A 22438-nucleotide genomic window follows, 5' to 3' on the forward strand; every position below is an offset into this window, starting at 1 on the left:
TATTGAATTGTTTATTAGTGATGACGAAACAGTCTTAATTACAATAAATTGTAGAGTGGCATAATGAAATTAAACTATAAAATACAGGGTGATAATCAACCAATTTTATTGATGCATGGTTTATTTGGAAGCCTAGATAATTTAAATATGTTAGCTAAAGATCTGTCTAGTCATTACCAAACTATTCAGGTTGATTTGCGCAATCATGGTCAATCTCCATGGTCAAATGTCATGAATTATGAAGTGATGGCTGAAGATGTTGCTGAGTTATGTCATGATTTGCAGTTACAAAATATGATATTAATCGGCCATTCAATGGGAGGAAAAGTTGCCATGCAACTAAGCCAACTTATTCCTGTTTCTAAAATCTGTGTCATTGATATTGCGCCAGTTAAATATACTCAAACGGCAAATGCACCTGTTCTTAACGCTTTAGAAAAATGTATTAATCAACAATTAACTGATAAAAAACAGATTATTGAGCTTATGCATGATTTAAGTGCCCCGACAATTTCATTTTTACTTAAATCTTTTAAACATCAGCATTGGTTGTTTAATGCTCAAGTCATTATTAATCAATATGACAATATATGCGATTGGCACACAATTTCACCTTGTAACGTACCGACATTATTCATCCGAGGTGGAAATTCAAACTATATTACTGATAAGGATTATCCAGCAATATTTAGCCAATTTCCAAATGCTCAAATTGAAATAGTAGAAGGTGCTGGTCATAATGTTCATGCAGAAAAAACTCAGCAAGTTTTACAACTTTTACATACAAAAAGCTTCATCTAATCGATTGTGGTTGGTGCATTGTTTAAAATGAGCTTATGGTCGTCATCCAACACAATAATGCTATCATTTATCACGTTAACTTTTGAAAAGTCTGGGATCGCAGTTTGTGCTCCGTGTTTGATAAGCTCAGCATCGCCTATTCCAACACAATAGGCGCCAGCTTCAACTGCTGAAGTCACGCCACTTATTGAGTCTTCAAATACTAACGTTTCAGCGGGTGGTAGCATAAGGCGTTTAGCGCCAAGAAGATAAGGATCGGGGTAGGGTTTTCCACGAGCCACATCGTTTCGTTCCACTATCACAGAAATACATTCCTGAATATTCAACATTGCCATTATTCGATCTATTTTTTCGCGCCAACCACTGGTTACAATCCCCACCCTAATTTTGGCTTTCGCTAAGGCATGTATTAATTGTGCAACACCTGGTATTGGATCATAATCAGCAGTATTTTCAGCGTGCATGATATAGTCTTGAACACTTTTTTGCGCTTCAGTTGATAGATGCCCAAACAGTGCTTTAATCGTATGTGGCCCGGGTTGGCCATGAATATGTTTAATAATATCGTCATCCTTGACGGTTATTCCATATAACTTGCCAGCCTCAATCCATGCTTTTTCAATAACGGTATTTGAATCAATTAGAACCCCATCCATATCAAATAAAACCGCAGAAATTTTTTTTATTGCCTTACTCATAAGTTTTTTACCCCGTACGTTAACCTTAGCCGAGAATTTAACTATTTACATTGAATCTTTGGACTTATAGAAGAGCGTCCATTTAACAATAAATATCTTAATTTTATTCATAACTAATTGTACTTATTGAAATTAATATAAATAGTAAAAGTAATTATGTATAATGAAAAAAATGACTGATTTGATAACAATTAGGAATGGATATGGACATTGAAATGAAGTTGCTACGAGCTTTCGTCGCACTTGTTGAGGTAGGGAATTACCGTGTCGCTTCTGAGCAATTATTTATAACACAACCCGCGTTAACTAAACAAATTCAAGCATTTGAACGAGCAATTGATCGAAGACTGTTTATTCGTGGTCGGAATGGCGCAAAGTTAACTGAAGTTGGGAAGGCGCTATATCCTGAAGTTAAAAAGCTATTACAACAGAATAAGAAATTTTTACTCTTTGCTAATAATATTAAAAAAAACATGAATGGAGTTCTTTCAATCGGTTTTGGCATATCTTGTTTTCAACATGTTCCTAAATGGATTCGAACTTTTTCTGAAAGAAATCCGCAATGCCATGTTTCAGCAAAACAACTTCCCTCAAACGAGCAAATTACTCTGCTAATGCAGGGGGAATTAGATATTGGTTTTGTCCGTATGCCTGTGCCAGAGTCATTGAGTTCAATTATGTTATTTAAAGAGTATATCGTGCTAGCAGTTCCAAATAATCTAAAAGTCAGTAGGAACAATCTTAAAGATGTACTAGAAACGCATCCCTTATTACATATAAATCCCTGCTTGGCGCCTTGTTTGACCGAGCAAACAAAATTATTACTTGAGGTTATAAACGCTATACCAAAACAGGGTGGGGCGACGAATGATCTTCCCTCTCTTTTGGCTTTAATTGCTGCCCAAAATGGCATTGCTTTTGTGCCTGCTAGTGTTTGTCATTTTTTACCTAAAGGTGTAAAACTTGTTACGCTTGAATTAGCTCAAACAGGATGGGATATTGCGGTTGCATGGAATGAAAAAATTGAAAATAAACAGCGTGATTCATTTTTAGAAATGAACATTAATCACATAACAAACGTTGTTGTTTAATCGTCTTATGATTCGGTGGGGTAATATCAATAAAAACCATTTTACAAGGTGCACTATAAGGTTGGCTGTAAACTTGATATTGCCACTCTTTTGGTATGATTTTATCTACCGTATGAGGGTAACTATCAAGTAAAGCAAACGCCATTTGCTGTGCTTTGAAATGTTGATGAAAATAGTGGTGTTGATTAATAATTGAGGTTAAATAACGAATAAAACCCAGCATGATGATGGCAAACATTAAACATGACAACATAACTTCAATTAAACTAAAGCCAGCTGTTTTTTTATTACTTATATTTTTACTATTCACAATCAATCATCTTCTTTTCAGGGCAATAATCTAACCAATGACCTTTTTCAACAATAAGTTGGTTATCTTCAAAATGCGTTAACATATAAAGGAAATAATCATCATTAGCCTGTCCACGTACTAGGGTGTAGTTATCCACTTTTAATCGTGATTTTTTTATACATGCTTTTAATTGATATTGAGTATCAGATAAGCATTGCCAATCTTCAGTTGGCGGTTGCCAAATTTGTTTGGTTGCCCAATTTAAACTGGAACTAGCTTGATTAAACTGACGATAATATTGGGTTTCAATCAAATAGCTCCTTTTTATCGAATCAATGGTAATTTGAAACCCCGTTAGCAAAAGAAGTCCAACAATGGTTAATATGATCACCATCAAAAGCGTGCTAAAGCCATCATATTGAGTTACTGAACGATTAAAAGGGATTTTCATTTTTAATAATGGTTGTTGTTTGATATTTAATTTTTTTGTTTTTCTTCAATTGAGCACTAATATCTATCTCAAAATGATTATTTTGTTTTTTGATTGAAAATTGAGTGATTTTAATGTCGTGAGGATCGAAAATTTTCTCCCAATTGACACCTTCGCAATTGATTGTTCCAACCTTATATTCCAAATTATTATTATAAAGCCGATACGCAAAGATATCTGATTTGGTTGGAATAGCCGTATTATGAACCCAATCACTGCGGATCTCGCTATCGTAACGGAAGATATAGCAATTTTTTGCTGGGTTGATTTCAATTGGTTGCTGACTCATCTTTTCTGGTTTATTGGCGATAAATCCAGCACGTTTCAAATCTTTGGAAATAATAACAATACCTTGATGAATATTCCTTTGTAGATGGGTATTAAGATTTTGCTGAAGTATAATCGATTGTAATTTACTATAAAAAGCTGTGATGCCAATGAAAATTAAGCTAGAAAAGGTGATGCTTAACATCATTTCGAATAACGAAAATCCATCTTGCTTTAACATCGCGGCAGCCCTGGTAAATAACTATTTTTCTTACAAAACCGAATCCGCCCTCGATATGAAATAATAATTTGTGTGGTGCCAATGGCATTATGCAATTCGAATGTACCGGTTTGAGCCATATTTTTTCGCCCCCAAAAAGAGATGGTTTTTTTATCGGCTAAATCATTTAATTCAACAGAATTGTTGGGTTTAATAAAATAGCTAGAGCCTTCTTGGCAAGTCGCTGGTTTTTCGCCTTTGCTGATGCTTAAGCACCAAGGCGTCAAAAAATAATAGATGTGGACATTTTCGTTTGCGTAATAAGCTTTGGCTTGGACTTCCTCCAGAAAATAGGCTAGCTGTTTTGTGGTAGTAGTAAGTTCGTTACGGAGCTGTAATTCCTTCCAATGTTGCACGCCTATTGAAGCCAAAATAGCACCAATACAGATAACAAATAAAAGTTCTACTAAAGAAAATCCATCGTTTTGCATTATTTTTTGTTACAAGATTTAATGAGGATTCAACTTTATATTCAAAGAAAACAACTGTATTAAATATTGTTCAGATTTTGTGAAGGGTATTCCAAATAATTTATCCTTTTTGAGAAATCTCAATGATACGATAAACCACTTAAAAATAACTGCATATTATATTATACTGTTTGCCCAATTAAATTTGCTAACGGACTTAAAGTTAAAGGAAACGAGAAATGCAACAATTACAAACTATTATTGAGGCAGCATTTGAACGTCGTGCTGAAATTACACCTTCAAATGTTGATACTGTAACACGTGATGCAATTAATCAATGTATCGCTCTATTAGACAGCGGTAAAATGCGTGTCGCGGAAAAGATTAATGGCGATTGGGTGACTCATCAATGGTTAAAAAAAGCGGTATTGCTCTCTTTCCGTATTAATGAAAATCAACTTATTGATGGTGGCGCAACAAATTATTATGACAAAGTGCCATTAAAATTTGCTGATTATGATGAAGCTCGCTTCCAACAAGAAGGCTTCCGTGTAGTTCCATCAGCAATTGCTCGTAAAGGTGCTTATGTTGCTCGTAATACCGTATTAATGCCTTCTTACGTAAATATCGGTGCTTATGTTGATGAAGGCACGATGGTTGATACTTGGGTAACTGTTGGTTCATGTGCACAAATTGGTAAAAATGTTCACTTATCTGGTGGTGTTGGTATTGGTGGTGTGTTAGAACCATTACAAGCTAACCCAACTATTATCGAAGATAACTGTTTCATTGGTGCTCGTAGTGAAATCGTTGAAGGTGTGATTGTTGAAGAAGGCAGTGTGATCTCAATGGGCGTATTTATTGGTCAAAGTACTAAAATTTATGATCGAGCAACTGGTGAAGTTCATTACGGACGTGTTCCAGCAGGTTCGGTTGTGGTATCAGGTAACTTACCAACTAAAGATGGCAAATATAGCCTTTATTGTGCAGTTATTGTGAAAAAAGTTGATGCTAAAACTTTAGGTAAAGTTGGTATTAACGAATTACTTCGTACTATCGATTAATCTTAATAATAATGCCGCCGTAAATATTGTGGCGGCAATTAAAAGAGTTGTTTAAAATAAGTAATACTTATAACGATTAGAAGAGGAAAATTTATGCCTTCTTTTGATATTGTGTCAGAAATTCAAATGCCAGAAGTTAAAAACGGTGTCGACAATGCGACTCGTGAACTGACTACTCGTTGGGACTTCAAAAATGTCGAAGCATCTTTTGAGCTCAATGAAAAAAATGAAACCATCAAAGCAACTAGCCAATCCGATTTCCAAGTTCAACAGCTATTGGATATTTTACGTGATAAGTTGGCTAAACGTGGTATTGATGGCGGAGCGCTAGAAATACCTGAAGAGCTGGAACATAGCGGAAAATTTTATAGTATTACTGTCAAACTAAAACAAGGTATCGATAAAGAGTTAGCTAAAAAAATAGTTAAGCTGATTAAAGACAGTAAACTTAAAGTGCAAGCTCAAGTACAAGGTGAGCAGGTTCGTGTTACAGGTAAGTCTCGTGATGATTTACAAGCAACCATGGCATTAGTCAAAAATGGTGAATTAGGGCAACCTTTCCAATTTACTAATTTCCGCGATTAATAGATCTTCATTCATGATTATTGCCGACTTGATGACTCCTTTTTAAAGCATTTTTCGGCAATATTTTTTTATCTATTTTCTTAATAAATCTTAAAAAAAGTTGAGGAACGCACTTTTTGAAGCTTATATTTTTAAGAATAAATGCTTTTATCTTTATTTTTTGGGATGTTATTTCTAAATAACGAGATTTTTTTAGTTAAATACGTTATGCTATCCGCTTGTCTATCCTCTTAAATTTAAAAATACTTATTATTATGAAAAAATTCGTGTTATTTTTCGTTTTTTTTATTTTTTCATCCCCTTTATTTGCTCAAAATCCCAATAGTGAAGAAAAGAAAGCGTTTATTGATGACTTGATGTCAAAGATGACGATTAAAGAGAAAGTAGGGCAACTGCGATTAATCAGTGTGGGTGGTGATCTTACACTAGACAAAGTCCTTGACCAAATTGAAGCGGGTGAAATTGGTGGTATTTTTAATACTGTAGTTGAGCCTGATCTATCTCGAATGCAAGAAAGAGCATTAAAATCGCCGAATAAAATCCCTGTGTATTTTGGTTTTGACATTATTCACGGTCATCGTACGGTATTTCCTATTAATTTAGGGATTGCTGCAACTTGGGATCGTGATGCGATAGGTAAAGTTGCTGAAGTATCATCTGATGAAGCAACTTCTGATGGGCTTAATGTAACTTGGGCGCCAATGGTTGATATTACGCGAGATCCAAGGTGGGGCCGAGTGTCAGAAGGATTTGGTGAAGATCCTTATTTAGCGTCGGAAGCAGGACGTATTTTTGTCGAAAAAATGCAAAAACAGTCTCTTGAGGATAAAAAATCATTAGTGACAACCGTTAAGCATTTTGCGCTATATGGTGCGGTTGAAGCTGGTCGTGAATATAATAGTACGGATATGAGTGAACGAAAAATGTTCCAAGAATATCTTGTACCATATAAAGCGGCTGTAGATGCAGGTAGCCGAGCGGTTATGGTTGCACTTGTTAGTGTAAACGGTATTCCTGCTACCTCTAATCATTGGTTATTAACCGAGGTGCTGCGTGATCAATGGCATTTTGATGGTGTAGTGGTTAGTGATCATGGTGCTATTCGTGAATTAATTAATCACGGTGTGGCAAAAGACGCTAAAGATGCAGTTAGAATTGCGATCCTAGCTGGTATTGATATCAGTATGAATGATGAGTATTTTTTACAGTTTATACCAGAACTAGTTAATGAAGGTGCAATCTCTCAAGAGCAGATTAACCAAGCGTGTCGTCATGTATTAGAACTGAAATATGACATGGGATTATTTAAAAATCCTCATCGAAATTTAGATCCTAATTTTGATATTGAAACCATGTTCGCCAACGATCGTTTACATCGTGCAGAAGCAAGGGATGTTGCCCGTCGTAGTATTGTATTGTTAAAAAATGAAAACAATGTTTTACCATTGAGCAAAAATAAAAAAATTGCGGTGATTGGACCGTTAGCGGATTCAAAACGCGATATTCTAGGTAGTTGGTCCGGTGCTGGGCGAGCTAATTTAGCCGTAACCCCTTTGGAAGGGATTAAGAATGCTGTTGTTAATCCAAAATTAGTGAGTTATGCATGGGGTGCCAATATTTCGGATGATCCAAATCTTTATAAATTCTTAAATTTATATGAAGAGATCACTAAATTTGATAAAAGACCTGCTGATAAAATGATTGCCGAAGCGGTTGCTCAAGCTAAAAGATCAGATGCTGTTGTTTTATTTGTTGGCGAAGCCGAAGGGATGGCGCATGAATCATCAAGTCGAACTGACCTCAATTTGCAAGCAAGCCAAAAACGTTTAATTACAGCATTAAAAGCAACAGGTAAACCACTAATTATTGCATTGATGAATGGGCGCCCACTTACCGTGAAAGAAGAATATGAACAAGCCGATGCGATGCTTGAAACTTGGTTTTTAGGTACTGAAGGTGGTAATGCTGTAGCTGATGTTCTCTTTGGTGATTATAACCCATCAGGTAAATTACCGATGTCTTTCCCAGATAATGTTGGTCAAATTCCTGTTTATTATGGTCAATTAAATACTGGTCGACCTCATGGTACGGTCAATATGGGTAAATACACCACTTCTTATTTTGATAGTCCAAACGAACCGTTATTTCCATTTGGTTATGGTTTGAGTTATACCAATTTTACGATTGATTTTTCACTATCAAAAACTGAAATGTCACCAAATGGTGAAATCGAAGTGATAGCCAATGTAGAAAATACTGGTGATAGAGAGGGGACGCAAGTTGTCCAATTATACTTGCAAGATGTGACTGCTTCAGTTAGCCGTCCTGTCAAAGAGTTAGTTGGATTTGAGAAAATAGCACTTAAACCTCACGAAAAAGGCCAAGTAAAATTTGTTATCAAATATGACATGTTAAAATTCTGGAATGACAAAATGCAATATGTAGCAGAACCAGGTAAATTTAATGTGTTTGTAGGCTCAGATTCGACAACCAAACAAAAGCAAACATTCACTTTACTTGATAAATAAACACAAAAACCGTCGGTTTTAATCGACGGTTTAGTTCTTTTATTCAATCTTTCAATCTTTCAACCTTTAAGACTAATATATAAGATTATTTACTGATATCGTTTACGTTTTTAAGGTAAAAAAATACGAGTCAATGACTCGTATTTAATCCATTTATTATTACAATTATCTATTGAGTACTTTTACTTTCAGAACTAATCCATCAACAGCAACCACTTCAACAGGTTGTCCAACTTCTAGATCTTGGTTACATTTTGCTGACCATGTGCCATCTTTTATTTTTACCCGACCCGAACCATTAATTATAGCCTCGGTAACGATGGTTTTGATTCCGATTAATTCTTGTTGGGGTTGATTGATTTCACTTTTACCAGATTTATCTTTACCATGTTTTTTTAACCACACCCACCAAAGATAAGCCGATACCAAAGTAAAAATAGCAAATAAAATCCATAGAATCGGCCAAGATAAAGGGACAACCCAAGCTATTAAACCAACAACAATGGCTGCAATCCCACTCCAAAGCCCATATCCGGAAGTTCCCAATAGCTCAAGGATCAGTAAAATACCACCTAAAGCAATAAATACCCAGTGAGGATAATCATAAATAACCGTTAAAAAATCAGTCATTGATTGTTACCTAATTTATTGAAATATAATATCTTCCTAATTAGATTAGGAAGAATTGTTTCACTAAAGCAAATTATTTAGAGTTTTTAATTAATTCTGCAATACCGCCAATGCTACCCATTAAGCTAGAAGCATCTAGTGGCATCATCACTACTTTACTGTTATCTGAAGCACCGATTTGTTGTAAAGCTTCAGTATATTTTTGAGCAACGAAGTAGTTGATCGCATTAATATTACCAGCAGCAATCGCTTCTGAAACCATTTGTGTAGCTTTTGCTTCGGCTTCGGCAGCACGTTCACGCGCTTCTGCTTGTAAAAATGCAGCTTGTTTTTCACCTTCTGCTTTTAATATTTCTGACTGTTTTTCACCTTCAGAGCGTAAAATAGCCGCTTGGCGGATACCTTCTGCTTCAAGGATCTCAGCACGTTTGTTACGTTCAGCTTTCATTTGCGCGTTCATGGCTGCAATAAGTTCTGCTGGTGGGCGAACGTCACGAATTTCGATACGGGTAATTTTAATTCCCCAAGGGCTAGTTGCATCATCAACAATGCTAAGAAGTTTTGAGTTGATGTGATCACGTTGTGATAACATTTCATCAAGTTCCATACTACCAAGTACGGTACGAATGTTTGTCATCATCAGATTAATAACCGCACGCTCAAGTTGATTAACTTGGTAAGCAGCTCTTGCAGCTTCTTGTACTTGAATAAAGCAAACCGCATCAATTTGTACATTCGCATTATCTTTAGAAATAACTTCTTGAGATGGGATATCAAGAACTTGTTCCATCATATTAATTTTGCGACCCACACCATCCATAAATGGGATAATGATGTTTAAGCCAGGCTCAAGCGTATGAGTGTATTTACCAAAACGCTCGATGGTATATTGGTATCCTTGTGGAACAATGGTAATAGCTTTAAAAACGGTTACGATAGCTAATAAAACTATTATCGCAATAAGAATATAAAATATAGGCATATATCAAAATCTCTAAATTTTATTAATGTATTGATTATTCTAATTGGTATTAGAATATTTGACAAACTATTAGTTTTTAACCATTTGAAATCAAAACAACCTAATAGATCATTTGTTAAATACGGCAACGTAGAAAATTATCTTGAAAAGATCAACCTAGCTCCTCGATTTTAATTTCATCATTAAGTTATTGAGCACTGCTTTATTCGCTGGTCTGAAATCATATAGGTTAAAATCGTTCAATCATCAATGTCATTAATTTAAAAAATGAGTCTAAATAAACCTATTTTTTATAAAGGCTAATTTTATTTATTGAATATAAAATATTCGCTTGACAACACACTAATGAACTAGTTTAATAGTACAACATCTTTTTTAAGCAGATATAATAATGATAAATCATCAAAATCCTTTAACTCACTATGAAAAAACTACTGTTTTGAGTTGGTGGTGCATCACTTTCTGCGGGTGATGTGATGATGTCCTTTTTTCGCAAGACCCGCTAAATGCGGGTTTTTTAGTTTAAAAAAAAGATAAAAAATAATTTTATATAAAGAGAGTCAACAATGAATAAGCCTACATTAACACAAATAATCAAAACCATTGGTTATTATCAGGATCCGACTCAGGTATTTTATCAACTTTGTGATAATAAACCGGCAACATTGTTGCTTGAATCTGCCGAAATTGATAATAAACAGGGGATTAAAAGCGTAATGATCATTGATAGCGCTTTAACTATTTCGGCCCTAAACAACGAAGTGACTTTTCAAGCTTTAACCAGCAACGGGCAAAAATTATTACCTTTGTTAGAGCAAGCATTTCCTGATAACGTCACTAAAACAAAAATAGATGAACATAATCTTAAGTTAGAGTTTCCACCCATTGATGGTTTGCAAGATGAAGATTCTCGCTTGAAGTCATTATCGATTTTTGATGCATTAAGAACATTATTAAATATCGTTAATATTCCCGAAAAAGCGAGTTCAGATGCCGTTTTTGTCGGTGGATTATTTGCGTATGATTTAGTGACAAATTTTGAACATTTACCAATATTACCAACTGAACAACGTTGCCAAGATTTTCGTTTTTATTTAGCTGAAACTTTATTGGAAATTAATCACAAAGATCGCGTTTCATTATTAAAAGCAACGGCCTTTACTTCTTGTCCTGATGAAGTTACACGCTTAAATCAACGATTAGATGAATTACAAAATAAACTCAATCAACCAATGAGCACAATTAAAAGGCAATCGTTGGCTGAAATGGATGTCGTTTGTAATAAGAGTGATGATGATTTCAATACCATTGTTAAGAAAATGCAAGATGCGATTCAACAAGGTGAAATTTTCCAAGCTGTTCCATCTAGACGTTTTTCATTACCTTGTCCTCAACCATTATCTGCATATCAAGTCTTAAAAAATAATAATCCAAGCCCTTATATGTTTTATATGCAAGACGAGGATTTTGTTTTATTTGGTGCCTCACCTGAAAGTGCACTCAAATATAATAAAGCCAATAATCAAGTTGAAATTTATCCAATTGCTGGTACTCGCCCACGTGGTTTAAACACTAATGGCGAGATTGATTACGATTTGGATAGTCGATTAGAGTTGGAAATGCGCACCGATAAAAAAGAGTTGGCTGAACATTTAATGTTGGTCGATTTAGCACGAAATGATTTAGCTCGAATTTGTCAGCCAGGGACGCGATATACCAAAGAGTTATTAAAAGTTGATCGTTATTCTTACGTTATGCATTTAGTTTCAAGAATTGTTGGTCAACTACGTCAAGATCTTGATGCACTACATGCTTATCAAGCTACCATGAACATGGGAACATTAACTGGAGCGCCAAAAGTTAGGGCAATGCAGTTAATTGCCGAATCGGAAAAAATAAAACGGGGTAGTTATGGTGGGGCAGTTGGGTATTTTACTGCCAATGGTGATCTTGATACTTGTATCGTTATTCGCAGTGCTTATGTGGAAGATGGTGTTGCAACCGTACAAGCTGGATGTGGCGTGGTTTTAGATTCAGAACCACAAGCAGAATCGGATGAATCACGTAACAAAGCACGTGCTGTTGTTCGCGCGATTATGGCAGCACATAATGTAGAAGGTGTATTCTAATGGCTAATATCTTATTTCTTGATAACGTTGATTCGTTTACTTATAACTTAGTCGATCAGTTACGTCACAATCAACATAACGTGACAATTTATCGCAACACAATTCCAGCTGATGTGATCATCGAAAAATTATCACAAATGCAAAATCCTATCCTAATGTTATCACCAGGACCAGGAGCACCGAGTGAAGCAGGTTCAATGCCTGAATTACTTAAACGTTTAAAAGGTAAATTACCGATCATTGGTATCTGTCTTGGACATCAAGCGATTGTTGAATCTTATGGTGGTATGATTGTCCCTGCGGGCGATATTTTACATGGAAAAGCTTCATTAATTGAACATGATGGGCAAGCGATGTTTAAAGACTTACCCAATCCATTACCGGTTGCGCGCTATCACTCATTAAAAGGTGAAAACATACCGAAAACATTAACCGTCAATGCCATGTGTAATAACATCGTTATGGCAGTACGTAATGACCAAGATCGGGTTTGCGGTTTTCAATTTCATCCTGAATCAATTTTAACGATTCAAGGGGTAAAATTATTAGAACAAACCATTGAATGGGCACTGAATCCACCACAAAAACAGCCAGAAGCAAAACAAGAAGCCATTGTTGATAAGCAAGAATACAATATTCAACCGATTTTAAATAAATTGTACTTAGGGCAAGTATTGTCTCAAGAAGAGAGTAAAATACTGTTTAATTTAATTATTCAAGGTAAAATAGAACCAACGGTACTAGCAACCGCTATCATTAGTATGAAAGTTCGGGGTGAAAAACCTGATGAAATTGCCGGAGCAGCTCAGGCCTTACTTGAAAATGCTGATCCATTTGAAGTGCCTGATTATGATTTTACCGACATCGTTGGGACTGGTGGAGATGGAACTAACAGCATCAATATCTCTACAGCCAGTGCTTTTGTTACTGCGGCATTAGGGTATAAAGTTGCTAAGCATGGTAACCGTGGTGTGTCGAGCAAATCAGGATCATCAGATGTTTTATCCGCTTTAGGTATTAAACTAAACATGTCAGCGGAAGCATCTCGAAAAGCGCTTGATGAATTAGGTGTGTGTTTCTTGTTTGCTCAGCAATATCACTCAGGATTCCGCCATGCTGCACCAGTACGTCAGCAACTTAAAACACGAACAATTTTTAATGTTCTTGGGCCGTTGATTAATCCATCACGACCAAAACGTATTTTACTTGGTGTTTATCATCCTGACTTGATAAAACCGATTGCAGAAACATTAAAAATGTTAAACTATACCCATGCTTATGTGGTACATGGCTCAGGGATGGATGAAGTCGCTATTCATGGCGAAACTCAAGTTGCCGAAGTAAAAAATGGTGAAATTCGCTATTTTACTTTGACACCAGAAGATTTTGGTCTACAGCAATATACTTTGAAAGATATTGAAGGTGGAACACCAGAAATGAATCGTGATTTATTGTTAGCGATTTTACAAGGACATGGTAAACCAGCGCATGAAGCAGCTATTGCTGCAAATGTGGCGATGTTAATTAGCCTATTTGGTGAACCAGACTTAAAACAAAATGCTAAGCGTGCAATAGAATTAATGCGTAGTGGTAAAGCTTATGAGCTATTACAAAAGTTAGCAGCAAGATAATGAGTGGAGAATAAGATGGCAATTGCAGCATTAACTGAAAATGTTGAAATGGCAACGGTTTTAAAAAAGATCATTGAAGATAAACAGCTATGGCTTGCCGAACAACAAATTAAAAATCCACTGGCTAATTTTAAAAATAAAGTCGTACCTAGTGATCGTGATTTTTACCAAGCGTTAAATCAACCGAAAACGGTATTTATTTTAGAATGTAAAAAAGCATCGCCATCCAAGGGATTAATTCGAGATGATTTTGACCCAGCAAGTATAGCCAAAGTTTACAAAGATTATGCTTCGGCAATCTCAGTTTTAACTGACGAAAAATACTTTCAAGGTCGTTTTGAGTTTTTACCAATAGTACGTAATGAAGTCACCCAACCCGTACTTTGCAAAGACTTTATTATCGATGAATATCAGATTTACTTAGCACGTTATTATCAAGCTGATGCCATCTTGTTAATGTTATCGGTAGTCAATGATGATGAATATCGCCACTTAAGCCAAGTTGCTCACCAACTTAATATGGGGGTACTGACGGAAGCTAGTACCGAACAAGAAGTTGAACGAGCTATCAAACTTGGCGCTAAAGTGATTGGTATTAATAACCGTAATTTACGCGATCTGTCGGTTGATCTCAATCGGGTAAAAACTTTATCAAAAACAATCCCTGATGATCGAATCATTATTAGTGAATCAGGTATTTATACGCACAATCAAGTTAAAGATCTTAGCCATTATGCTAACGGTTTTTTAATTGGTAGTGCACTTATGTCTGAGCCAAACTTAACCTTAGCTATCCGTAAAGTAATGCTAGGTGAAAATAAAGTTTGTGGCTTAACCCAACCACAGGATGCAATAACCGTCTACCAAGCTGGTGCGGTTTATGGTGGATTAATTTTTGTGCCTAAATCACCAAGATATATAACACCGACTAAAGCGCGTAGTGTTATCGCATCGGCACCCTTGAATTGGGTTGGTGTTTTTAAAGATAGTGATATAGATGAAGTATGCGAAATAGCTAAACAACTATCACTTTATGCAGTGCAATTGCATGGTCATGAGGATGATAACTATATCAAAACACTTCGCCAAAAATTACCCTCAACCTGTCAGATCTGGAAAGCGTTAAGTATTAGCGATAACATCCCAAATCATGATAACCCACTAGTATCACGTTACATATTTGATAATGGTGCCGGTGGAACAGGTAAAAGTTTTGATTGGTCACTTTTACGTGACAAAGATTTAAGTAATGTCATTTTGGCTGGTGGTATTAATCCGCAAAATGTGAGTGAGGCGCTCACTACCGATGTTATTGGTGTTGACCTTAATTCGGGCGTTGAAGTTTCACCAGGAATTAAAGATAAACAAAAAATCAAATTAGTATTTGAACAAATTTAACTGATTACATTAAAGGAATGGTTATGTCTAAATTAAATCCTTATTTTGGCAAATTTGGTGGTCAATATGTGCCACAAATATTGATGCCTGTGCTTGAACAACTTGAGGATGCTTTTATATCGGCGATACACGATCCAAGTTTTCAAAAAGAATTTAACGATCTTTTGGTTAACTACGCTGGTCGCCCGACAGCATTAACACTGTGTAAAAATCTTACCGCAGGGACTAAAACAAAACTATATCTAAAACGTGAAGATTTAGTTCACGGTGGTGCACATAAAACTAATCAAGTATTAGGCCAAGCATTACTCGCTAAAAGAATGGGTAAAACTGAAATTATTGCCGAAACTGGCGCAGGTCAGCATGGCGTTGCTTCAGCATTGGCATGTGCATTATTGGGTTTAAAATGCCGAATATATATGGGGGCTAAAGATGTTAAACGCCAAGCTCCGAACGTATTTAGAATGCGACTCATGGGGGCAACAGTTATTCCGGTTGAAACCGGCTCTGCAACCTTGAAAGACGCTTGTAATGAAGCATTGCGAGATTGGTCTGGTAGTTATGAAACCGCTCACTATATGTTAGGTACCGCTGCTGGACCGCACCCATTCCCAACCATAGTGCGTGAATTCCAACAAATAATTAGCCGTGAAGCAAAACAACAAATTTTGGAAAAAGAGGGGCGATTACCCGATGCTGTCATCGCTTGTGTTGGTGGCGGTTCAAACGCAATTGGGATGTTTGCTAATTTTATTGATGATAAGTCAGTAAAATTAATTGGGGTTGAACCAGGAGGCCATGGCATCGAAAGTGGCGAACATGGTGCATCACTTAAACATGGTAAACTCGGTATTTACTTCGGTATGAAAGCCCCAATGATGCAAACCGAAGAAGGCCAAATTGAAGAGTCTTATTCGATTTCTGCCGGCCTTGATTTTCCAGCTGTTGGACCGCAACACGCTTATTTAGATAGTATTGGTCGGGCAGATTATGTCTCTATCACTGATGATGAAGCGCTTGAAGCGTTTCAGGCCTTATCACGGAATGAAGGAATTATTCCGGCTTTAGAGTCATCTCATGCCTTAGCCTATGCACTTAAGATGATTAAAGAAAATCCAAACAAAGAGCAACTATTAATTGTCAATTTATCAGGTCGTGGCGATAAAGATATTTTTACGGTTTACGATGTATTAAAAGCAAAAGGAGAAATAGAATGAGCCGTTATCAAAAACTGTTTGACCGCTTAACAGTCGAAAAACGAGGTGCATTTGTTCCTTTTGTTCCAGTTGGTGATCCTAATCCACAGCTTTCCTATCAAATTATTCAAACAATGATTGATGCAGGGGCTGATGCGTTAGAACTAGGCATTCCTTTTTCTGACCCAATGGCAGATGGTCCAACTATACAAAATGCTAATATTCGTGCTTTTAACGGTGGCATAACCGTTGCAAAATGCTTCGAAATCTTAACCAAAATCAGGGAAAACAATCCTGATATTCCAGTTGGATTATTAATCTATGCCAATTTAGTATTTAAAAATGGTATTGATAACTTCTATGCGAAGTGCGCTAAAGCAGGGGGGGATTCAGTATTAATTGCTGATTTACCTGTAGAGTATGCCGAAGAGTTTACGGGTGCTGCTGAAAAACATGGCATCGCACCAATATTTATCTGTCCACCTAATGCGGACGATGAAGTGATTAAAAATATTGCTAAACGAGGCAAAGGTTATACTTACTTAGTATCACGAGCAGGAGTAACCGGTACAGAAAACCGTGCTAATAAACCACTCACTCATTTACTCGAAAAACTAACTGAATTTAAAGCACCACCAGCAATTCAAGGTTTTGGTATTTCTGAACCCGCTCAAGTTAGTGAAGCAATTAAATCGGGTGCAGCGGGAGCTATTGCTGGATCGGCAACGGTTAAAATCATTGAAAACAATCTTAATAATCCAGACAAAATGCTGAGTGAATTAACAACTTTCGTTAAAACCATGAAAGCAGCAACGCAAAAGTAACATTAACCAATAATTAATCCGCTGAATATTAGGCGGATTAATTCACTTGAAAAACGAATAATTATACATATATAAAACCCAACTATAGATTAATCATAATTGTTCACCTGTTAAAAATCATAGCTCCTTAGTTTCAATAACTTTAAGCTTTTTGTGAATTCTGATACGATTTTGGGTTGCAATTTTTACAAAATACAGTATAATCTTCAGCCATCTATCGCGGGGTGGAGCAGCTTGGTAGCTCGTCGGGCTCATAACCCGAAGGTCGTTGGTTCAAATCCAGCCCCCGCAACCACTTAAATTTTCATTCATATTAATCTATCCTATTTTTATTGTCTGAAAGTTCGAATCAAGTGGCTTCATTATATTATGTTTTATATGTAGCCTCGCTTGTCGGGGTTTTTTTATATGATTTAAACGTTAGTTTAAAAGGAATGTTGGGCTTTATGCCCTTTTTTATTTTCTGCAGTGGAGGTTTGTTTGGCTAATTTAGAACAGCAATTGACCGAAATCATCCAAGAGCCTGTTAATGCACTTGGCTTTGAGCTAGTTGGGGTTGAATACATTCGTGGTCGTTACCCAGTTTTGCGCGTATATATTGATAGTGAAAATGGTATTACCGTTGATGATTGTGCTGATGTTAGTCGACAAATTAGTGCGGTACTTGATGTAGAAGACCCTATTAAAGATGCTTACAATCTCGAGGTCTCCTCACCAGGTATGGATCGACCTTTGTTTACGCTTGAACATTACCAACGTTTTATTGGTGAAGAAGTCACAATAAGTTTGCGTATTCCTGTTGCCAATCGCCGCAAGTGGAAAGGAAAGATTAAATCCATTGATAATGAAATGATTACATTAATCGTGGATGAAAATGATGAAGTGTTTGCTTTTAGTAATATACAAAAGGCGAATATTGTACCTAATTTTAACCTTAAATAGAGTACGGGTGTAAAGGATGAATAAAGAAATTTTAGCTGTTGTTGAAGCGGTATCTAATGAAAAGGCACTTACACGTGACAAAATTTTCGAAGCGCTAGAAACCGCGTTAGCAACGGCCACTAAAAAGAAACATACTGTTGATATAGATGTTGTCGTAAAAATTGACCACAAAACGGGTGATTATGATACGTTCCGCCGTTGGTTAGTGGTTAATGAAGTGACTCAACCTACTAAAGAAATCACATTGGAAGCAGCTCAATTTGAAGATCCTAATGTAAAAGTAGGTGACTATGTTGAAGAACAAATTGAATCAGTCGCATTCGACCGCATTACAACACAAACAGCTAAACAAGTCATCGTTCAAAAAGTACGCGAAGCTGAGCGTGCTATGGTTATTGACATGTTTAGAAACCGAATTGGTGATATCGTAACGGGTATTGTTAAAAAGACCAACCGTGATAGTGTTATCCTTGATTTAGGTAATAACGCTGATGCAATGATGTCTCGCCATGATATGTTACCACGTGAAAACTTCCGAATTGGTGACCGTGTTCGAGGTATTTTATATCTTGTAGAACAAGATAATAAACCAGCACAACTCTGTGTTAGTCGTTCAAATCCTGAAATGATGGAAGAACTATTCCGTATAGAAGTACCTGAAATCGGTGAAGAGATGATCGACATCAAAGGTGTTGCTCGTGATCCAGGTTCTCGCGCTAAAATTGCTGTTAGCAGTAATGACCGCCGTATTGACCCTGTTGGTGCATGTGTTGGTATGCGAGGTGCTCGCGTTCAAGCTGTTTCGAATGAATTTGGTGGTGAACGTATTGATATTGTTTTATGGGATGATAACCCAGCTCAATATGTTATTAATGCTATGGCACCAGCCGATGTAGTATCTATCGTAGTTGATGAAGACAAACACACTATGGATGTTGCCGTTAATGCAGATACCTTACCGCAAGCTATCGGCCGTAATGGACAAAATATCCGTTTAGCATCACAACTTACTGGTTGGACGTTAAACGTCATGAGTACTGAAGATCTTCAAGAAAAACACCAAGCAGAATCTTTCGCAGCAATCAATAACCTAATGAAACATTTAGATATTGAAGAAGATCTTGCGCAACTTTTAGTTGAAGAAGGATTTACTTCACTTGAAGAGCTTGCTTATGTACCAGTAGATGAGTTACTTGAAATTGAAGAACTTGATGAAGAACTGGTTGATGCATTAAGAAATCGAGCAAAAGATGCCTTAACGACTATCGCACTTGCTCACAGTGGTGATAAACGACCTGCACAAGATCTATTAGATCTACCAGGTATGACACAAGAATTAGCCTATCAATTAGCACAACAAGATATTGTGACTCTAGAAGATTTAGCTGAACAAGGTACAGATGATCTTACAGACATTGAAGGTTTAACAAGCAAACAAGCTGGCGATTTTATTATGGCTGCCCGTAATATTTGTTGGTTTGCAAATGAATAATTGAGGGAAAGTTATACATGACCAAAGTATCAATCGAAACACTGGCTCAAGAAATAAATACACCAGTGCAAACACTTTTGCAACAGTTTGCTGATGCCGGAATGAAAAAGACTGCATCAGATACTGTTACTCAAAAGGAAAAAGAAGCTTTGCTTGCGCATTTAAAACCTCAGCAAGGCCCAACAAAATTAACTTTACAACGTAAAACACATTCAACACTAAATGTGTCAAGCGGTGGTGGCAAAAGTAAAGAAATCAAAGTTGAAGTTCGTAAAAAACGCACTATCGTGAAACAAGATCCTGCTGAATTAGAGAAAGCGCGTCTTGAAGCGGAACAAAAAGCGAAACAAGAAGCTGAATTGAAAGCACGTAAAGAGGCTGAAGAAAAAGCTAAACAAGAGGCTCAAGAGCAGAAGAAACGCGAAGAAGCCGAAGCTAAAAAACGCAATCAAGAAGAAAAAGCGAAAGTTGCTCAAGAACAAGCAGCTGATCCAAAAGTGAAAAAAGCGCAAGAAGAAAAAGCTCGCTTAGAAGCCGAAGCAAACGAAATCAAGCGTAAAGCGGAAGAAGAAAACCGTCGTAAACTTGAAGAAGAAGCCAAACGTATGGCGGAAGAAGCGCGCAAACTTGCTGAACAATATAGCGATAGTGATGAAACAGATAACAGTGATGATGATGACTATCATGTCACTACATCTAAATATGCTCGTGCAGCTGAAGATGATACCGACCGTGAAGTTGAAGGTGGTCGTGGTCGTGGACGCGGTAGCAAACAGACTAAACAGAAAAAATCGAGCAAATTATCAGAAGGTAAAGCAGAACGTGAAGAAGCGCGTGCTGTAACGCGTAGTAGCCACAAGAAGAAAGGCAAAAGTACGTTACAACAAAGCTTTACTAAACCGGTTCAAGCGATTAACCGCGATGTGGTTATTGGTGAAACCATCACTGTTGCCGAACTTGCTAACAAAATGGCAGTAAAAGGTTCAGAAGTGATCAAAACCATGATGAAAATGGGTGCAATGGCAACCATCAATCAGGTTATCGACCAAGAAACCGCTCAACTTGTTGCTGAAGAAATGGGACACAAAGTGGTACTTCGTCGTGAAAACGAACTTGAAGAATCACTAATGAGCGACCGTGATACTGGTGCAGAAAAAGTTTCTCGTGCACCTGTTGTGACTATCATGGGCCATGTTGACCATGGTAAAACCTCACTACTTGACTATATTCGTAAAGCAAAAGTTGCTTCAGGCGAAGCTGGTGGTATTACTCAGCACATCGGTGCTTACCATGTTAAAACCTCCAGCGGAGAAATCACATTCTTAGATACTCCAGGCCATGCTGCATTTACATCAATGCGTGCTCGTGGTGCTAAAGCAACCGACATCGTGGTATTAGTTGTTGCAGCTGATGATGGTGTGATGCCACAAACAATTGAGGCGATTCAACATGCGAAAGCGGCAAATGTACCAATTGTTGTTGCAGTAAACAAAATTGATAAGCCAGAAGCCGATCCGGAACGTGTCAAAGGTGAACTTGCTCAATATGGCGTGATGTCAGAAGATTGGGGTGGTGATACTCAGTTCGTTCATGTTTCAGCAAAAGCTGGTACGGGAATTGACCAACTACTTGAAGCGATTTTATTACAAGCAGAAGTACTTGAACTTACTGCTTATGAATCAGGTATGGCTAGCGGTGTCGTTATCGAATCATTCCTTGATAAAGGTCGTGGTTCTGTTGCTACAGTACTTGTTCAATCAGGTACCTTACGTAAAGGTGATATCGTATTATGTGGATTTGAATATGGTCGTATTCGTGCAATGCGCAACGAATTAGGTAAAGAAGTTACCGAAGCGGGCCCATCAATTCCGGTTGAGATTTTAGGGCTTTCAGGTGTACCGTCAGCAGGTGATGAAGCAACAGTTGTACGTGATGAAAAGAAAGCTCGTGAAGTTGCCTTATATCGTCAAGGTAAATTCCGTGATGTTAAACTTGCACGTCAACAAAAAGCGAAACTTGAAAACATGTTTACTAACATGACTGAAGGTGACGTATCTGAACTTAATATTGTCCTTAAAGCTGACGTACAAGGTTCGGTTGAAGCAATTTCTGATTCATTACTTAAACTATCAACAGATGAAGTTAAAGTTAAAATCATTGGTTCAGGCGTAGGTGGTATTACCGAAACTGATGCATCACTTGCAGCAGCATCTAATGCTATCATCCTTGGTTTTAATGTTCGTGCCGATGCATCAGCGCGTAAAGTTGTTGAAGCTGAAAACTTAGATTTACGTTACTATTCAGTTATTTATGACTTAATTGATGAAGTTAAACAAGCCATGAGCGGTATGCTTGCTCCAGAATACAAGCAAGAAATTATTGGTCTTGCTGAAGTGCGTGATGTATTTAAATCACCTAAATTTGGTGCAATCGCTGGTTGTATGGTAACTGAAGGCGTAGTTAAACGTCATAACCCAATCCGTGTATTACGTGATAACGTGGTTATCTATGAAGGCGAACTTGAATCATTACGTCGCTTCAAAGATGACGTTAACGAAGTTCGTAACGGCATGGAGTGTGGTATTGGTGTTCGTAACTACAATGATGTTCGCGTTGGCGATACTATCGAAGTCTTTGAAACTGTCGAAATCCAGCGTACTATTTAGTTAATACGCTAAATAAGCAAGGTTTTTATAAACCTTGCTTAT

Annotated in this window: 20 protein-coding genes and 1 tRNA gene; 14 read left to right on the forward strand and 7 right to left on the reverse strand. The window is 37.0% G+C overall.

The features are described 5' to 3' along the window. The first annotated feature begins 63 nt into the window (after positions 1–63). On the forward strand, positions 64–801 hold the full coding sequence (locus A9G07_RS01505) for an alpha/beta fold hydrolase (protein WP_065733747.1): 738 nt from the start codon (positions 64–66) through the stop codon (positions 799–801). Here the strand turns inward: A9G07_RS01505 and A9G07_RS01510 are convergent. Next, the gene (locus tag A9G07_RS01510) at positions 798–1499 is read right to left on the reverse strand and encodes an HAD family hydrolase (protein ID WP_065733748.1); all 702 of its coding nucleotides are present in this window, start codon (positions 1497–1499) and stop codon (positions 798–800) included. The genes A9G07_RS01505 and A9G07_RS01510 overlap by 4 nt on opposite strands. Before the next feature lie 203 nt (positions 1500–1702). Between A9G07_RS01510 and A9G07_RS01515 the strand changes: the two genes are divergently transcribed. Then, positions 1703–2590, forward strand: a complete 888-nt coding sequence (locus A9G07_RS01515) for a LysR family transcriptional regulator (protein WP_176713941.1) — start codon at positions 1703–1705, stop codon at positions 2588–2590. On the opposite strand, the gene A9G07_RS01520 is transcribed toward A9G07_RS01515, so the two are convergent. From A9G07_RS01520 to A9G07_RS01535, 4 genes are read right to left on the reverse strand one after another with little or no spacing between them, the layout of a single operon-like run. Further along, positions 2562–2900 (reverse strand): type IV pilus modification PilV family protein, encoded by a 339-nt coding sequence (locus A9G07_RS01520; RefSeq protein WP_176713942.1) that lies wholly within the window; start codon positions 2898–2900, stop codon positions 2562–2564. The genes A9G07_RS01515 and A9G07_RS01520 overlap by 29 nt on opposite strands. After that, positions 2893–3333: a DUF2509 family protein gene (locus A9G07_RS01525; protein WP_065733750.1), complete on the reverse strand. Its 441-nt coding sequence runs from the start codon at positions 3331–3333 to the stop codon at positions 2893–2895. Before A9G07_RS01525 ends, A9G07_RS01520 begins: the two co-directional genes overlap by 8 nt. Further along, positions 3317–3880, reverse strand: a complete 564-nt coding sequence (locus A9G07_RS01530; RefSeq protein ID WP_065733751.1) for a prepilin peptidase-dependent protein — start codon at positions 3878–3880, stop codon at positions 3317–3319. Before A9G07_RS01530 ends, A9G07_RS01525 begins: the two co-directional genes overlap by 17 nt. After that, positions 3874–4350 (reverse strand): prepilin-type N-terminal cleavage/methylation domain-containing protein, encoded by a 477-nt coding sequence (locus A9G07_RS01535; protein ID WP_065733752.1) that lies wholly within the window; start codon positions 4348–4350, stop codon positions 3874–3876. Before A9G07_RS01535 ends, A9G07_RS01530 begins: the two co-directional genes overlap by 7 nt. 218 nt (positions 4351–4568) lie before the next feature. Here A9G07_RS01535 and dapD point away from each other — a divergent pair, with 218 nt between their 5' ends. From dapD to bglX, 3 genes are all read left to right on the forward strand, one after another. Continuing rightward, positions 4569–5393, forward strand: coding sequence for a 2,3,4,5-tetrahydropyridine-2,6-dicarboxylate N-succinyltransferase (gene dapD / locus A9G07_RS01540; protein ID WP_065563367.1), 825 nt, complete (start codon positions 4569–4571; stop codon positions 5391–5393). 93 nt (positions 5394–5486) lie between these two features. Further along, entirely contained in the window at positions 5487–5978 is a 492-nt protein-coding gene (locus A9G07_RS01545; RefSeq protein ID WP_065563368.1) for a YajQ family cyclic di-GMP-binding protein, read from the forward strand. Positions 5979–6244: 266 nt separating this feature from the next. After that, on the forward strand, positions 6245–8506 hold the full coding sequence (gene bglX, locus A9G07_RS01550) for a beta-glucosidase BglX (protein ID WP_218059975.1): 2262 nt from the start codon (positions 6245–6247) through the stop codon (positions 8504–8506). A 165-nt stretch (positions 8507–8671) separates the two neighbouring features. Here bglX and A9G07_RS01555 read toward each other — a convergent pair whose 3' ends face one another. Together A9G07_RS01555 and A9G07_RS01560 are read right to left on the reverse strand one after the other, a co-directional pair. Beyond that, positions 8672–9136, reverse strand: coding sequence for an NfeD family protein (locus A9G07_RS01555; RefSeq protein ID WP_065733754.1), 465 nt, complete (start codon positions 9134–9136; stop codon positions 8672–8674). Between the two features lie 73 nt (positions 9137–9209). Beyond that, positions 9210–10118 (reverse strand): SPFH domain-containing protein, encoded by a 909-nt coding sequence (locus tag A9G07_RS01560; protein WP_065563371.1) that lies wholly within the window; start codon positions 10116–10118, stop codon positions 9210–9212. A 566-nt stretch (positions 10119–10684) separates the two neighbouring features. Between A9G07_RS01560 and A9G07_RS01565 the strand changes: the two genes are divergently transcribed. From A9G07_RS01565 to infB, 9 genes are all read left to right on the forward strand, one after another. Next, positions 10685–12247 carry an anthranilate synthase component 1 gene (locus A9G07_RS01565; RefSeq protein WP_065733755.1) on the forward strand — a complete coding sequence of 521 codons (1563 nt, stop codon included), beginning with the start codon at positions 10685–10687 and terminating at the stop codon, positions 12245–12247. Continuing rightward, the gene (gene trpD / locus A9G07_RS01570; protein ID WP_065563373.1) at positions 12247–13878 is read left to right on the forward strand and encodes a bifunctional anthranilate synthase glutamate amidotransferase component TrpG/anthranilate phosphoribosyltransferase TrpD; all 1632 of its coding nucleotides are present in this window, start codon (positions 12247–12249) and stop codon (positions 13876–13878) included. The genes A9G07_RS01565 and trpD overlap by 1 nt, the downstream gene beginning before the upstream one ends. A 15-nt stretch (positions 13879–13893) precedes the next feature. Further along, positions 13894–15276, forward strand: a complete 1383-nt coding sequence (gene trpCF, locus A9G07_RS01575) for a bifunctional indole-3-glycerol-phosphate synthase TrpC/phosphoribosylanthranilate isomerase TrpF (protein WP_065563374.1) — start codon at positions 13894–13896, stop codon at positions 15274–15276. 23 nt (positions 15277–15299) lie between these two features. Continuing rightward, a complete protein-coding gene (gene trpB, locus A9G07_RS01580) occupies positions 15300–16493 on the forward strand; it encodes a tryptophan synthase subunit beta (RefSeq protein ID WP_065563375.1) in 1194 nt (397 codons plus the stop codon). Further along, entirely contained in the window at positions 16490–17296 is an 807-nt protein-coding gene (gene trpA / locus A9G07_RS01585) for a tryptophan synthase subunit alpha (protein WP_065733756.1), read from the forward strand. Before trpB ends, trpA begins: the two co-directional genes overlap by 4 nt. 218 nt (positions 17297–17514) lie before the next feature. Further along, positions 17515–17591: transfer RNA gene (locus A9G07_RS01590), tRNA-Met, on the forward strand. A 185-nt stretch (positions 17592–17776) separates the two neighbouring features. Continuing rightward, on the forward strand, positions 17777–18238 hold the full coding sequence (rimP, locus tag A9G07_RS01595) for a ribosome maturation factor RimP (protein ID WP_065563377.1): 462 nt from the start codon (positions 17777–17779) through the stop codon (positions 18236–18238). Positions 18239–18254: 16 nt separating this feature from the next. After that, complete coding sequence (nusA, locus tag A9G07_RS01600) at positions 18255–19730, forward strand: transcription termination factor NusA (RefSeq protein WP_065563378.1); 1476 nt, start codon at positions 18255–18257, stop codon at positions 19728–19730. A gap of 17 nt (positions 19731–19747) precedes the next feature. Beyond that, positions 19748–22396 carry a translation initiation factor IF-2 gene (gene infB / locus A9G07_RS01605; protein ID WP_065563379.1) on the forward strand — a complete coding sequence of 883 codons (2649 nt, stop codon included), beginning with the start codon at positions 19748–19750 and terminating at the stop codon, positions 22394–22396. The last annotated feature ends 42 nt before the right edge of the window (positions 22397–22438 follow it).

Source organism: Gilliamella sp. wkB72 (assembly GCF_001693745.1).
Lineage (GTDB): Bacteria > Pseudomonadota > Gammaproteobacteria > Enterobacterales > Orbaceae > Gilliamella > Gilliamella apicola_E.

Coding starts and splice junctions, on each gene's coding strand:
- trpA (WP_065733756.1), top strand. CDS start 16,490: ATGAGCCGTTATCAAAAACTGTTTGACCGCTTAACAGTCGAAAAACGA.
- infB (WP_065563379.1), top strand. CDS start 19,748: ATGACCAAAGTATCAATCGAAACACTGGCTCAAGAAATAAATACACCA.
- A9G07_RS01545 (WP_065563368.1), top strand. CDS start 5,487: ATGCCTTCTTTTGATATTGTGTCAGAAATTCAAATGCCAGAAGTTAAA.
- A9G07_RS01530 (WP_065733751.1), bottom strand. CDS start 3,880: ATGTTAAAGCAAGATGGATTTTCGTTATTCGAAATGATGTTAAGCATC.
- A9G07_RS01515 (WP_176713941.1), top strand. CDS start 1,703: ATGGACATTGAAATGAAGTTGCTACGAGCTTTCGTCGCACTTGTTGAG.
- A9G07_RS01565 (WP_065733755.1), top strand. CDS start 10,685: ATGAATAAGCCTACATTAACACAAATAATCAAAACCATTGGTTATTAT.
- A9G07_RS01525 (WP_065733750.1), bottom strand. CDS start 3,333: ATGAAAATCCCTTTTAATCGTTCAGTAACTCAATATGATGGCTTTAGC.
- A9G07_RS01505 (WP_065733747.1), top strand. CDS start 64: ATGAAATTAAACTATAAAATACAGGGTGATAATCAACCAATTTTATTG.
- A9G07_RS01560 (WP_065563371.1), bottom strand. CDS start 10,118: ATGCCTATATTTTATATTCTTATTGCGATAATAGTTTTATTAGCTATC.
- A9G07_RS01510 (WP_065733748.1), bottom strand. CDS start 1,499: ATGAGTAAGGCAATAAAAAAAATTTCTGCGGTTTTATTTGATATGGAT.
- A9G07_RS01555 (WP_065733754.1), bottom strand. CDS start 9,136: ATGACTGATTTTTTAACGGTTATTTATGATTATCCTCACTGGGTATTT.
- trpB (WP_065563375.1), top strand. CDS start 15,300: ATGTCTAAATTAAATCCTTATTTTGGCAAATTTGGTGGTCAATATGTG.
- trpCF (WP_065563374.1), top strand. CDS start 13,894: ATGGCAATTGCAGCATTAACTGAAAATGTTGAAATGGCAACGGTTTTA.
- trpD (WP_065563373.1), top strand. CDS start 12,247: ATGGCTAATATCTTATTTCTTGATAACGTTGATTCGTTTACTTATAAC.
- nusA (WP_065563378.1), top strand. CDS start 18,255: ATGAATAAAGAAATTTTAGCTGTTGTTGAAGCGGTATCTAATGAAAAG.
- dapD (WP_065563367.1), top strand. CDS start 4,569: ATGCAACAATTACAAACTATTATTGAGGCAGCATTTGAACGTCGTGCT.
- A9G07_RS01535 (WP_065733752.1), bottom strand. CDS start 4,350: ATGCAAAACGATGGATTTTCTTTAGTAGAACTTTTATTTGTTATCTGT.